The sequence below is a fragment of the Streptomyces spinoverrucosus genome (assembly GCF_006539505.1).
Taxonomy (GTDB): domain Bacteria; phylum Actinomycetota; class Actinomycetes; order Streptomycetales; family Streptomycetaceae; genus Streptomyces; species Streptomyces spinoverrucosus.
The window spans coordinates 82657-96432 of record NZ_BJND01000028.1 but is presented as its reverse complement, the minus strand read 5'-3'; the positions used below and the strand labels follow the sequence as shown (position 1 = coordinate 96432).

General features: G+C 69.3%; 12 protein-coding genes and 1 pseudogene. 12 read left to right on the top strand and 1 reads right to left on the bottom strand.

Translation table 11 applies throughout. The annotated features are described in order from the left end of the window. Window positions 1–151 precede the first annotated feature (151 nt). Together SSP24_RS21010 and SSP24_RS21005 are read left to right on the top strand one after the other, a co-directional pair. Window positions 152–334 carry a hypothetical protein gene (locus SSP24_RS21010; RefSeq protein WP_141311207.1) on the top strand — a complete coding sequence of 61 codons (183 nt, stop codon included), beginning with the start codon at window positions 152–154 and terminating at the stop codon, window positions 332–334. 147 nt (window positions 335–481) lie between these two features. Continuing rightward, complete coding sequence (locus SSP24_RS21005) at window positions 482–688, top strand: hypothetical protein (protein ID WP_141311206.1); 207 nt, start codon at window positions 482–484, stop codon at window positions 686–688. Between the two features lie 512 nt (window positions 689–1200). On the opposite strand, the pseudogene SSP24_RS44215 reads toward SSP24_RS21005, so the two are convergent. Continuing rightward, window positions 1201–1456, bottom strand: a pseudogene (locus tag SSP24_RS44215) (hypothetical protein); the annotation flags it as partial. Window positions 1457–2027: 571 nt separating this feature from the next. Between SSP24_RS44215 and SSP24_RS20995 the strand changes: the two are divergent. From SSP24_RS20995 to SSP24_RS20950, 10 genes are all read left to right on the top strand, one after another. Continuing rightward, complete coding sequence (locus tag SSP24_RS20995) at window positions 2028–5120, top strand: DNRLRE domain-containing protein (protein WP_167529646.1); 3093 nt, start codon at window positions 2028–2030, stop codon at window positions 5118–5120. Next, window positions 5117–5563, top strand: coding sequence for a hypothetical protein (locus SSP24_RS20990; protein WP_141311204.1), 447 nt, complete (start codon window positions 5117–5119; stop codon window positions 5561–5563). Before SSP24_RS20995 ends, SSP24_RS20990 begins: the two co-directional genes overlap by 4 nt. Window positions 5564–6086: 523 nt before the next feature. Next, entirely contained in the window at window positions 6087–6419 is a 333-nt protein-coding gene (locus SSP24_RS42920) for a hypothetical protein (protein WP_167529643.1), read from the top strand. A gap of 369 nt (window positions 6420–6788) precedes the next feature. Then, window positions 6789–7241, top strand: a complete 453-nt coding sequence (locus tag SSP24_RS20980) for a phospholipase (RefSeq protein WP_141311202.1) — start codon at window positions 6789–6791, stop codon at window positions 7239–7241. Between the two features lie 143 nt (window positions 7242–7384). Continuing rightward, window positions 7385–8800, top strand: coding sequence for an O-antigen ligase family protein (locus SSP24_RS20975; RefSeq protein WP_141311201.1), 1416 nt, complete (start codon window positions 7385–7387; stop codon window positions 8798–8800). Window positions 8801–8855: 55 nt separating this feature from the next. Further along, on the top strand, window positions 8856–9215 hold the full coding sequence (locus tag SSP24_RS20970) for a hypothetical protein (protein WP_141311200.1): 360 nt from the start codon (window positions 8856–8858) through the stop codon (window positions 9213–9215). A 319-nt stretch (window positions 9216–9534) separates the two neighbouring features. After that, a complete protein-coding gene (locus tag SSP24_RS20965) occupies window positions 9535–10755 on the top strand; it encodes an amidohydrolase family protein (protein ID WP_141311199.1) in 1221 nt (406 codons plus the stop codon). Then, window positions 10752–11708: an LLM class F420-dependent oxidoreductase gene (locus tag SSP24_RS20960; protein ID WP_141311198.1), complete on the top strand. Its 957-nt coding sequence runs from the start codon at window positions 10752–10754 to the stop codon at window positions 11706–11708. The genes SSP24_RS20965 and SSP24_RS20960 overlap by 4 nt, the downstream gene beginning before the upstream one ends. 3 nt (window positions 11709–11711) lie before the next feature. Beyond that, window positions 11712–12482 (top strand): SDR family NAD(P)-dependent oxidoreductase, encoded by a 771-nt coding sequence (locus tag SSP24_RS20955; protein ID WP_141311197.1) that lies wholly within the window; start codon window positions 11712–11714, stop codon window positions 12480–12482. Between the two features lie 110 nt (window positions 12483–12592). Next, on the top strand, window positions 12593–13711 hold the full coding sequence (locus SSP24_RS20950) for an LLM class flavin-dependent oxidoreductase (protein ID WP_141311196.1): 1119 nt from the start codon (window positions 12593–12595) through the stop codon (window positions 13709–13711). Window positions 13712–13776 lie beyond the last annotated feature (65 nt).

Here is a 13776-nt window from a genome sequence, read left to right as displayed (position 1 = left end):
AACGCCATCCTTCTTTCTGCGGGCCGAGTCCGTCGCGTCGGGGGGCAGACGAACTAAGGTGAGCGGCCCGAACGCCCGTCTGGTCACCCTCGGGGGAGTGACCGGGCGGGCCCTCAAGCCACGGAACACTCCAAGTGGGGAGCGAACGATCATGAGCGACGAGCCCGTCGTCAAGCCGCAGGACATCCACGCCACTTCCGAGCCCGCCGCGGCCGACGACGCGCCGGAGACCGAGGGCGGTGCGACCACCCAGGGGGACATCCACGCCACCGACGAGCCGCTCGAGACGAAGGACATCCACGCGACGTCGGAGCCCTTCAAGCCGACGAGGTAAGCGTCCTCGCCCGGCGTTCGGCCGCGACGGCCCGGAGGGGAGCCGCCGCGGCCGACGCGCGCTCCAAGACGATGTCTCGTTCGGTGGGCCTGTGATGTTGAGAGAGACCGTTGCTGGCCTTCGTCGGCCGTATGAAAGCCTGACGCAATGACTGTTGACCTCGTCGACTGGCGGTCGACTGCGGCTAGTGACTTCTCCTATCCCGAGGCCGTACCGGCATCTCGCCTCGCCGACGAGTTGTCGGCGTTGCTGATCAGAGAAGGACATTTCGACGCAGTCCTCGAGGTCCTCGGCGACTCCGCCATAGTCGGTTCACCCATTCGGAGATTCACGCTCGAACTTTCGCACCGCTGATCCTCTGCTCGGTTCTGACACGTGGAGACAGCGTCCCCGGCCTCGTGACGCAGGAGGCTGCAGAACCCTGGTATGACGGTTGCATGCCGTCGCACACGGCGCCGACGCTATGGCCGCGTTCGCGAAGGCCCTACCCCCACCGCCGTACGGGACTACTCGAGCTGTGTGCATGCAGGATGACGGCGCCGCAAGCCGACTACCGATACATGCAGTTGGAAGACGCCCGGCTGGCCCGTGCGCTCACGCGTGTCCTCCAGGCTCCTGGCCTGACGCGCGAGCAGGCCACCGGCTGGCTGACCGCGGTGGCGGAGGTTCTGGACGGCGGAGGGCCCGGACCCGTCCCGATCTGGGCGTTTAACACCTTCGCCGCCCTCCAGTCCCTCCACCTGCCTTTGACTCGATGCATCGCTGACGAAGACATCCCGCCCGCATGCCGAGGCGGTTGCCGCCCGAGCCGCTGATCTCCTGCGCCTGCCTACTACTGGCCCCCCTGACGCGAGGCACCTTCGGCCTCAGCGCATACCGTTCCCCAGCTGCGTGTGGCCTTCGATGTGGCTGCACTTGGTCAGTCGGCGGTAGCCGATGAGGGCGGCGGCGATGCCGACGAAGGCGAGGAAGTGTTCGGCCTTGCGCTCGTAGCGGCGGTGCAGGCGGCGGCAGCCGACGAGCAGGAGACCGTCCTCCGACGACCCAGCGGTGGCGGCCCAGCCGCTGCGAGGACTCGATGCCTTTGCAGGCGATGCGGTGGCGGATCCCTCTCTTGCTTAGAGCTGGAAGGCGTTGAAGGTGAAGGCGACGGGGAGAGTTGGTGGGTGGTGCTGGTCGTTGATCGTTATCGAGAGGTGTGACAGATTCGGCGGTCGTCGTTGTTTGGAGGCCCGCGTATGGCCACTAGGACGTCCCGTAGCGGGAACGGCACGCGGCTTGGTTCCGGTGAGGGCGCGGCGTCACCGGTCGTCCGGTGCACCCGCCGTGCCGCGCCGAGGGAATCCCGGTAGGTCGGTCGGCGGGGCCCGGATCTTCCCACGGGCTTTGCCAAGGCGCTGAGGACGCGGCCCTGCCCCGATGTCGTCTTGGCCCGCGTGGGCGAGTGGTGGTGATCGGGTCGGCTTCGAAGCCGACTGCTCGGTGAGCCGCTCCCCACGAATGCTCAGGTGAGCGAAGTCACAGTGGACATGGGGTGGTTCACCCCGCTTTTTGCCGTCAAGGAGCCATCCGGCAGTGGATGGCATTTGCTCAGGTCACCTCTATGATCACCCGGCTGGTCATCATCACAGATGGTGCACAGTCACGACAGGAAATACATGATCGGGGTTTTGTGAACAGACGGTTCACAACAGTGGCCACATCGCTGGCCCTGTCTCTCACATTCGCCGCCAACGCGGCAGGCGCGACATACACGGTCGACGTCCCCGCCACGGCGGCCCAGGCCACGGCAGAGAAGGCCGTTGCGCCCAAGCGCGTCACCGAGGCCCCGGACGTCGAGTCCGCCAGGCTGGCCGCGGTGCTGGGGGGCAAGCGGGTCGAGGCCCTGTCCGAGCGCACGGCCGACTCGACGACATGGGCGAACCCGGACGGCAGCCTGACCACCGAGACTGCGTCCGGTGCGATACGGGTGCGCGAGGACGGAGGGTGGAAGCCCATCGACACCACGCTTGTCGACACCGGCAGCCGGCTGGAGCCGGAGACGGCCGTCGCCGACGTGGCGCTGTCCGACGGCGGCTCGGGGGACTTCGCCTCGGTCAGCCAGGGCGCGTTCACCTTCGGGCTGGACTGGGGCACATCCCTTCCGGCGCCCCGCGTGGAGGGCGACACCGCCGTCTACCCGTCGGTCGTCCCGGATGGGGACCTGCACGTCACCGCTCTGCCGCACGGGTTCACCGAGTCGCTGATCCTCAAGAAGCGCCCCACCGAACCGGTCGAACTCCGGCTGCCCGTCACGCTGGACGGGATGGACCTGGAGAAGACCAAGCAGCGCCACCTCCGCCTGGAGGACGCGGCCGGCACTCTCGTGGCCAGCGCCCCGGCGCCCCGGATGTGGGGAAGCGGCACGGACCCCACGTCCGGTGACCCCGCCCGTTCGGCCGAGATCGCCACGACGGTGGAGGAGACCCCGCAGGGCACCGTCCTGGTCCTGCGCCCGAGCCAGGAGTTCCTCACCGACCCGAGCGTCACCTATCCGGTCACCATCGACCCGACCACCACGCTCGCCGCATCCACCGACACGTGGGTCGCCACCAACTACCCGGACTCGCAGCGCGGTTCGACCGAGCTGAAGGCGGGCACGTACGACGCGGGCACCACGAAGGCACGCTCCTACGTGAAGTTCGATGTCTCGAAGTACGTCGGCAAGCACATCCTCAACGCCGAGCTGCGGCTGCACTCGTACTGGTCCTCCAGCTGCTCCACCACTGGTGCGGGCGTGGAGGCGCGGCGGATCACCTCCAGCTGGGACCCGAGCGCCGTGACCTGGGGCGCCCAGCCGACGACGACCGCGACCGGCGCCGCTGTCTCCAAGGCGTCGTACGGCCACAGCTCCGCCTGCCCGGCCAACTTCATGCGCTGGAACGTTTCTTCAATCGCCCAGGCCTGGGCCGACGGACAGCCCAACCACGGCCTCCAGATCAAGGGCGTGGACGAGACCGACTCCACGACCTGGCGCCGCTTCCGGTCCGCCAACTACGTGGACGGTTCGCAGGGCCCCACCGAGCCGGCGCTGTCGGTGACGTACAACACCAAGCCCGGCGTGGCGTCGCCGGTGAGCCCCGCCGACTACACGGTCACCGCGGACACCACACCGACGCTGTCGGCGAAGGCCACCGACGCGGACGGCAACACCGTCCGCTTCACCATCGAGGTGTGGGACGCGGCCGGCGCCACCAAGGTCGCCTCGGGCCAGACCCCGTACACCGCCTCGGGCGCCACCGGCTCGTGGACCGCGCCGACCCTCGCCCCCGGGTCGTACAAGTGGCGGATCGCCGTGTACGACGGCACCGACTGGAACGGTACGTGGTCGGTCTGGCGCAACCTGACCGTCGACACCTCCGTGCCCGCCGCTCCGGCGCTGTCCTCCACGACGTACCCGGCCGACGGTCTGTGGCACGGTGACGCGGGCCAGGCCGGCACGTTCAAGGTCACCGACCCCGCGGGCAAGGCGGTGTCCGCCGAGTACTCCTTCGACGAGGGCGCGACGACCGCCATCACGCTCACCGGCGGTACGGCCTCCTTCTCCCTGGTTCCTACGACCCGCGGCACCCACACCGTGACCGCGCGGGTGAAGAACCCCAACGGCGTCTGGTCCGAGTGGGGCACGTACACGTTCCGCGCGGGAGCCATCTCGGGCAGCCTGCCTACCTCGTTCATCAATGACATCGCCGAGGCGCACTTCTCGCAGACGCTGCACCCGCCGGTCGATGATGCGCCGATCGAGGAACTCCCCGCGGACGAGGCCTACCCGGAGGTCGACGACACGCCGGCCGACTTCGTCGAGCAGGTCGACCCCGAGGTGGTGGAGACCGAGGACTCCGCCAAGGCCGTCCCGGTCGCCCAGCTGCCCGAACGCGCCGACCAGGACATCGTCGGCACCAGCTCCGACGGGTCTGCCCAGGCGGTCGTCAACCTGCCCACCGGCACCGCCTCACCTGCGGAGCTGAGCACCACGGGCCTGGTCGTCTACCCCAACACCCAGACGGACGCCGACACCATCGCCGTCCGCAAGGGCCCCAACGCGGTGGAGCTCTTCCACCTGCTGCGCAGCGGCAACGCCCCGAGCTCCTTCACCTACCGACCCACGCTGCGTCCCGGCGAGGTCATCACGGTGGGCGAGGACAACACCATGATGATCTCGGGCTCGGAAGGTGGCCTGACGACGTTCGTTACCGCCCCGCTGGCCTTGGACGCCAAGGGGAACACCGTTCCCGTCTCGATGACGCTGTCCGGTAACGACATCGTCGTCTCGCTCGCCCCGGCGGAGGGTCAGTCCATCGCCTACCCGGTCCTGCTGGACCCGGGCTATGGCTACGGCAACATCACCGACGCCGAGTGGGACTATTGCTTCTGGAACCCGTACGACTGCTCGCTCGCGTGGGACAGAGCGGACACCGCGTTCAAGAAGGCGCAGGAGCTCTACCCGGACAACACCCTGTTCCAGGGCACCGGTGACGCGTTCCGGCACTGCTACTGGAACGCACTGATGGAAATACGCCTCTCAACAAAGGACGCGTATGAGATCGCCACGCGTCACGAGTCCACGTCCAGGGGCGTCGACAAGGAGATGGACCTGCGCAACAACTCCATCGGCCGGGGCATCGGGCGCAGCAAGACGGGCCAGACGAGCGCCGGCATCCGCAGCAGGGACGCGTGCCGCAACGCCCAGAAGAATGGCAGCCTGTGGATCATCAAGAGCGGCCGCCTCGTCAGGAGCAACACATGACCGACAAGCTCAGCCGACGCGTGGCGCCGGTCCTTCTCCTCCTCCAAGTGGCCTACGTGGCCCTGCTGACGGTGGCCTTCACGGTCCTGCCGCCGGACACGGCGGAACTCGACCAGCCAGGCGCCTCAGCGATGGAAACGGCGTTCGTCCCCGTCGCCACCCTTGGCATCATCGTGGCCCTGGCGGGCGCAGCCGCGCTGCTGGGGCTGGAGAAGGCACGCACGCGCGCCCCCCGGGTCGTGCGAGTCGTGTGGCTGGCGCTCGTCGCCCTGGGCCAACTCGCCATCGCGGCCAAGGCGCTGCTCAACGTCCTCAGTCAGACGCCTGGCCCGGACACGGGGATCGGTGCGGGCATGATCGTGGTCGCCCTGTGCGTCGCCGTCGCGTGTGCGGTCGAGGCACGCGGGTCGTCGGCGTCGCCGTCGAACGCGCGGGTCGTCTGACCTGATCCGACCGCACGTGCACAGCTGGCGCAGCAGCACAACGTAGTCGTTGTGGCGCCCACGGTTACGGCCGGGGGCGCCACTCGGCTGTCGGGCTCGCTGGTTGCACTTGCGTCGCGGCTACGTAGCCATCCTGTCGCCAGACCGACGGATCCACCGCTCACGTGCGAACTGGCGTTGTCCACAGCCGGGAACAAGTTCCTTCATCTGCTGCTGGTTGAGGACAAGAGGTGGGGGCCGGGCGGCTGGCCTTTCCCCTGATCGACAGCGCGGTGGCGCGCACTGAAGGAGTTGCATGGTCCGGGGCCCCTGCCGACTCGCCACCCTGTCGGCCATCGCCGTGATGTGCGGCCGGCCTACCCGATTCTCGGTGCCTCGTCGGAGGACGAGACGAACGACCACCTGGACGACACTTCTGAGGGCGGCGGCCGCGAGCAGCAGGTCACAGTCACCCAGGACCGTCTGGGCAAGATGCTGACGCGGGAGAAGGTGCAAGGGAACGCGGGCCGCGATCAAGCGTCTGTTGGCAGCGCTGGGGTTCGATACACCGAAGGGCCTGACGGAGTTCGTCACCGCACAGCGCGAAGCGGAGCAAGCGGCACTGACAGAGGTTGAGCGCCGCGAACAGGCATCTGCTGAAAGGAAGTTGCAGACCGCATGCCGTGAGGAGCTGGCGGCCGAGCGGGAGCGGGCGGCGCAGCGCTGCGGGCCCTGGCGGCTTCTGGGAGAGCGGCGCGCCAAGCTCCTTGCGGATCCGCTGAAGGTCACCGCCGGACAGCAATGGCGAGGGCGCGAGCCCCTGCCCATGGTGTTCGGCCGAGCCTCAGCGGCAGCCGTGAACTGGCGTGATACGTAGACACCTTGGTCCCTGTCGCCTCCGCGCAGCAGCGCGGAGGCCAGGTCGCCCAGGACGACAGCGCTGCACCGCAGACTCGCCACCGTTCCGACGAAGTAACCCTTCGCACCGGGTACTTCACCGGCGGCGGCCCGGAGGGGAGCCGCCGCGGGTCACGTGTGCTCCGGGGCCTCCATATCGCCTAGTTGAACGCATAGTTGATGCTCCATCACATCCGCCCCCGGAGGTTCACGTTCCGATCCCCGGGTCGAGACGAGAGTTCAGGGATCCTTAGGGCTCGTGCGGTGTGAAGGCGGTGTGGTCATGGCGATTCTCTTGTCATGAACCTGTCGCCCGATGGGCGGGCAGCAGCCTCATGGAGGTGTGGGAATGCACCGCAGACTCGCCACCGTTCTCGCCACCGCGACCCTCTCCCTGGCCACCGTCGTCGCCACCGCGTCGGCCGCCGCCGCCGTACCGGCCGACAAGCCGCAGGTCCTCGCAAGCTGGACGCAGACCAGCGCGTCCAGCTACAGCGCCTGGGCGGCCGCCCGTGCGAACCAGGGCGCCTGGTCGGCGTACGCCTTCGACTGGTCGACCGACTACTGCTCCTCCTCGCCGGACAATCCCTTCGGCTTCCCCTTCGCCATGTCCTGCGCCCGGCACGACTTCGGCTACCGCAACTACAAGGCCGCGGGTACCTTCAGCGCCAACAAGTCCCGCCTCGACAGCGCCTTCTACGAGGACCTGAAGCGGGTCTGCAACAACTACAGCGGCGCGACCAAGACCGCCTGCAACAGCACCGCCTGGACCTACTACCAGGCCGTCCGCGCCTTCGGCTGACCCACACACAGCGGGGCGCCACGCCAGGCTTCGGCGCCCCGCTCCGGCCCCGCCGGTGTGAAAATCGCCGTCCCTCCACCCGCACACCCCCGTTATCCCCCCGGTCACCCCGGCGTCGCACCCGGCCGTCACGCTCGGGTGTCATGGCAACCGACCGGAGCACGCAGGCGGCCCCCGGACCGGCGTACGCGTTCTGGCAGATGGTCCCGCTCGCGGCGCTGTTCGTCGTGTTCCTGGACACGGCCACCGACTTCTTCCCCGACGACCCCCTTGTGGGCGTCGTGACCCCGACGCGGCTGGCGCTGCTGGTGGGGCTGCTCGCGGTGGCCGTACCGGTGCGGGGACGGCCCCGGACGCGGCTGCGGGACTTCCGCACGCGGCTCGATGCGCCGATCGCGCTGCTGCTCGGCGCCGCCGTGGTGACGACGTTCCTCGGCGGGCACCCGACCGCGCCCCTGCGCGGCCTGCTCACCGTCATCGCCTGCTACTACCTCGTCGTCGGCCTGCGCCGCACCCAGCCCGAGTCCTGGCGCGCCGTCGGGCTGCTCGCGCTGGTCGGTGTCGCCGCCGCCGGCACTTTCGCCTTCTCGCAGGTCACCAACGAGATCCCGACCGGCTTCTGCCGTACCGGCCTGCTCACCGACGTCTCCTGCGACTCCGGCGGCGCCGGTGTCCTGATCCGCGCCACCGGCACGTTCGCCAACCCCAACCTGCTCGCCGCGTTCCTCGTCCTGCTGCTGCCGTTCGTGCTGCTCGCCGCTGTCTCGGTGGACGAGCGCACCGCCCGTACGGTGATCGTCCTCGTCGGAGTCCTCGGGTACGGCGCCCTGCTCACCACCTTCTCCCGCGCCGGGTACGTCGCCGGAGCCGCCGGCCTGCTCGTCCTCGGCGGCGCCTACTGGCTCGCGCCCCGCCTCGCCGACCGCGCCCAGCGCCGGATCACGGCCGCCCTCGGGTTCCTCGCCCTCGGGGGCGCGGCCGCCGCGATCTGGGCGGTGTCGCGGGCCGGGAACTCGCTCGGCGTGCGCGGGCAGGCCTGGAACGCGGCACTCGACATCGCCCTCAACAACCCGCTCGGCGTCGGCCTCGGCCGCTCCGGCGCCGTCATATCCGCGACCGCGCCCGGCGAACGCGTCTTCGTGCACGCCCACAACATGTGGCTGAACTGGCTCGTCGAGACCGGCCCCCTCGGCCTGCTCGCCATCGTCGCCGTCACCGTGATCACTTGGTCCTCGGCCGCCCGCGCCGCCCGCACCAAGTCGGCCATCGGCACGGTGGGGCTGGCCGCGCTGACCGGCTTCTTCATGGTCGGGATGATGGACCACCCGGCCAACCTGGACCGGATCGACATGCTCTTCTGGTGCGTGCTCGCGGTGGTCATGGCCGAGGCCCCGGCCGGCTGGCGGCGCCGTCGCTCGGGAGCCTCCCCCATCCCTGTCCCCACTCAGCTCAAACGCCCCAGGCACGGGCCGCAACGCGTCGGCGCCTCGGCACAACCATCAGGCGGGGTTGCCGCTCCCGACCCTTCATCCAGGCCCTTCTCCGAACGCCCTGTGTGATCGGCCGACACTGCCGTACCGTGGGCATGGCTGGGCCACGGGAGGACCACGGACGATGACTGCACAGCCCTTCGAGCCCGATGGGCCACTCATCCCCCGGCCGGAGCGGACGCCCGCCGCTCTCCGGATCGCTCTGGCACAGGTCGCCCCGCACCGGCTTGCCGAGATGGAGCGACAGAAGGACGAGGCCATCGCCTTGGCCGCGCGCTCCGCCAGTCTCGGCCCGATCGTGCAGTTCCTGGAAAACTGGGCCGTCGTAGTAGAGATCGCCAGGAACCCAGCCACAGCCGCTCGGCTCCGGGCCGCCGAGGACACGGCGCAGACCGTCGATCGTGAGGACCCCGCCTGGCGGGCGGCGATGGACGAGATCCGTGTTCTCCACACCCACGCCCGGGGGTCCCTGAACCGTGGCTGAATGGCGCTGGGAGTATCACCCGGACGAAAACCACGTCAGGCGAGACGATCACCCGGGGACGACCGCTGCTGGGCCTCCTGGGCCGACTGGCTGAACGTCCCGCGTCACACTCTTTCCGCTCTCGTCGGGGCCGTTGTCCACGTGGGTTGGACAACTTCCGGAGGGTGCTGGAAGTGGCGCAAGCAAGTCCAGCGCAGTCCCTGCACGTCGGCGATCACCCGGCCAACATGACCAGAACGAAGCGGCCCCAACTGCCGAGCGTGACGAGACCGTTCCAATAGCAGCTGACGGTTCGTCAGATCGGCGCTACCGTGCCCCCATGGACACCCAATTCCCCCAGATCATCTCCGTCGACGACCACACCGTCGAACCCCCGAACGTCTGGCAGGACCGCCTCCCCAAGAAGTACGCCGACACCGGCCCCCGCATAGTCCGCGCCCCGCTGAAGGAGATGAGCTTCCTCGGCGGCCGCTTCAAGCCCGTCATGGGGCGGCCCGGCGACGACGGCCCGATCGGCGACTGGTGGATCTACGAGGACCTGCACCGGCCCCTCACCCGCCTCGACACCGCCGTCGGATACAGCAGGGACGAGATCAAGCTGGAGGTCATCACGTACGAGCAGATGCGCCAGGGCTCGTACGACGTCCCCGCCCGCCTCGCCGACATGGACGTCAACCACGTCCAGTCCGCCCTCTGCTTCCCCACCTTCCCCCGCTTCTGCGGCCAGACCTTCACCGAGGCCAAGGACCACGAACTCGGCCTGCTCTGCATCCGCGCCTACAACGACTGGATGGTGGAGGAGTGGTGCGGGCCGGACGCACGGGGCCGACTCATTCCGCTCATCATCATCCCCCTCTGGGACGCCGAGCTGGCGGCGGCAGAGGTCCGCCGCAACGCCGCACGCGGCGTCCGCGCCGTCGCCTTCTCCGAGATACCCCCGCACCTCGGGCTCCCCTCCGTCCACACCGACGACTGGGACCCCTTCCTCGCCGCCTGCGACGAGACCGGCACGGTCGTCGCGATGCACATCGGCTCCAGCAGCCGTATGCCCTCCACCTCCGCCGACGCCCCGCCCGCCGTCGGCTCCACCATCACCTTCGCCAACTGCTGCTTCTCGATGGTCGACTGGCTGATGAGCGGCAAGTTCGAGCGCTTCCCGAACCTCAAGGTCATGTACGCGGAAGGCCAGATCGGCTGGATCCCGTACATCCTGGAGCGCGCCGACGTCGTCTGGGAGGAGAACCGCGGCTGGGGCGGCGTCGCCGAGAAGGTCCACCGACCGCCGTCCGAGCTGTTCGCCGAGCATGTCTACGGCTGCTTCTTCGACGACGCCTTCGGGCTGAGGAACCTGGACTCGATCGGCGTCGGCAACGTCCTGTACGAGACCGACTACCCCCACTCCGACTCCACCTGGCCGAAGTCGAGGGAGGTCGGCGAGGCGCAGATGGGTCACCTGGACGCCGACACGGTCGAGCGGATCGTCCGTCGCAACGCCATCGAGCTGCTGGGGCTCACGGACGACGGCCTGTGGGCACCATGAGCCGGCTCCGCTACGGCATCCAGCTCCCGGTCCAGTCCCAGAGCACGATCTACGCCGAGCCCTGGGAGACCGGGGCGGGCCCCGAGGACCTCGTGGCGATCGCGCGTGCCGCCGACCGGGCCGGTTTCGACTACATCGCCTGCTGCGACCACGTCGCCATCCCGCGCCGTCTCGCCTCCGCGATGAGCACGGTCTGGTACGACCCCGTGGCCACCCTCGCCCACCTGGCGGCCGTCACCGAGCGCGTCCGGCTGCTCTCCCACGTCGCCGTCGTCGGCCTGCGCCACCCGCTCCTCACGGCCAAGCAGTACGCCACCCTTGATCACCTCGCGAGCGGCCGCCTGATCCTCGGCGTCGGGGCCGGGCACGTGCGTGAGGAGTTCGAGGCGCTCGGCGTGGACTTCCGGCAGCGCGGGGCCGTGCTCGACGAGACGATCGACGCGCTGCGGGCCGCGCTCGGGCCGGAGGAGTTCCCCGTGCACCACGGGAAGCTGTACGACTTCGAGGGGCTCGGCCAGCGGCCCCGGCCCGCCCAGTCGCGCATCCCCCTCTGGGTCGGCGGATCGTCCCCGGCGGCCGTGCGCCGGGCCGCGCTCAAGGGGGACGGCTGGCTGCCGCAGGGCGACCCCCGTGACCGGCTGCCGCAGCAGATCGCCACGTTGCGGCGGTTGCGTGCCGAGGCGGCCCGCGGCGGAGCCGCTCATGGACGCGGTGAGGTGCCGTTCACCATCGGCGCGATCGCCGAGCCGCTCTACGTCGGCACGCCCGCCTGGGACGTCGGACGGCGGACACTCACCGGCCCGCCCGACGCCCTCGCCGAGTCGCTGCGGGCCTACCGGGCGATGGGCGTGCACCAGATCCAGGTGCGGTTCCGCAGCCGGGACCGCGCCGAACTCGCCGACCAGATCGAGGCGTTCGGGAGCGACATCGGCCCGCTGCTTTCGGAGGACTGAGACATGGGCAAACTGGACGGACGTGTCGTGATCGTCACCGGCGCGGCGCGCGGGCAGGGGGAGCAGGAGGCCCGGCTGTTCCGGGAGGAGGGCGCCGACGTCGTCGTAACCGACGTGCTCGACGACCAAGGCGAGGCCCTCGCCAAGGAGATCGGCGCACGGTACGTCCATCTCGACGTGCGCCGTGAGGAGCAGTGGTCCGCCGCCGTGGCCGCCACCAAGGAGGCGTACGGCCGGATCGACGGGCTGGTCAACAACGCGGGCATCCTGCGCTTCAACGCCCTGGTGGACACGCCCCTGGACGAGTTCATGGAGGTCGTGCGGGTCAACCAGGTCGGCTGCTTCCTCGGCATCCGGACGGTCGCCCCGGAGATGGCGGACGGCGGCACGATCGTCAACACCGCGTCGTACACGGGGATGACCGGGATGGCGGCCGTCGGTACCTACGCGGCGACCAAGCACGCCGTCCTCGGCCTCACCCGCGTCGCCGCCCTGGAGCTGGCCCACCGCGGGATCCGCGTCAACGCCGTGTGCCCCGGCGCCGTCGACACGGCGATGTCCAACCCGGCCCGCCTGGACCCGGACGCGGACCCCGAGGAGACGCGCCAGGCCCTCGACGGGCTGTACCGCAGGCTGGTGCCGCTGGGCAGGGTCGGGCGGCCGGAGGAGGTGGCCCGGCTCGCGCTCTTCCTGAGCTGCGAGGACTCCTCCTACATCACCGGGCAGCCGTTCGTGATCGACGGTGGGTGGCTGGCCGGGGTCTCGGTCATCTGACTGACTGTCAGCTATTGACGGTGCGGGCGGGTGGTGCGACAGTCGGCGAACAGGTGATCTGACGGTTCGTCAGAAAGCCCCGTCATGAGACAGAGGGACGGTGAACCTCCGTGGAATTCGGGCTCTTTGTACAGGGATACGTGGGCAAGCGTGCCGAGACCGACCCGCTCGCCGAGCACAAGGCGCTGATGGAGGAGACCGAGTACGTCATCGAGGCGGACCGGTCCGGCTTCAAGTACGCCTGGGCGTCCGAGCACCACTTCCTGGAGGAGTACTCGCACCTCTCCGCCAACGACGTGTTCCTCGGCTACCTCGCGCACGCCACCGAGCGCATCCACCTTGGCTCCGGCATCTTCAACCCGCTCGCCCAGGTCAACCACCCGGTGAAGGTCGCCGAGAAGGTCGCCATGCTCGACCACCTCTCCGAGGGCCGCTTCGAGTTCGGCAGCGGGCGGGGTGCCGGGTCGCACGAGATCCTCGGGTTCATACCGGGTGTCACCGATATGAACTACACCAAGGAGATCTGGGAAGAGACCATCGCCGAGTTCCCGAAGATGTGGCTCCAGGACGAGTACGCCGGCTTCCAGGGCAAGCACTGGTCGTTGCCGCCGAGGAAGGTGCTGCCGAAGCCGTACGGGAAGTCGCACCCCGCGATGTGGTACGCCGCCGGGTCGCCGTCGTCGTACGCCATGGCGGCGAAGAAGGGGCTCGGGGTGCTGGGCTTCAGCGTGCAGAAGGTGTCCGACATGGAGTGGGTGCTGGAGCAGTACAAGACGGCGGTCGTGGACGCGGAGCCGGTGGGGGACTTCGTCAACGACAACGTGATGGTGACGACGACCGCGATCTGTGCGCCGACGCATGAGGAGGCGATACGGATCGCTGTGGGGGGTGGGCTGCATTACCTGCCGTCGCTGGTGTTCCGGTACCACGACACGTTTCCGCGGCCCGAGGGGTTTCCGGTGTGGCCGGAGACGTTGCCGGAGTACACGGCGGAGTTCGTCGAGGTGCTCATCGAGGAGGAGCTGCTGATTTGTGGCGATCCGGATGAGGTGCTGCGGCAGTGCAAGCGGTGGGAGCAGGCGGGGGCGGATCAGTTGAGCTTCGGGTTGCCTGTGGGGGTGCCGAAGGAGGAGACGTTGCAGACGATTCGGTTGATTGGGGAGCACGTGATTCCGAAGATCGATACGGATCCTGTGCATCGGACTTCGCGGTTCCGGCAGGGGGCTTGATCTCTGGTGGCGGCTGCGGGCTGAGTGTGGCTGGTCGCGCCCACGCGGCGGAGCCGCAAATCGAT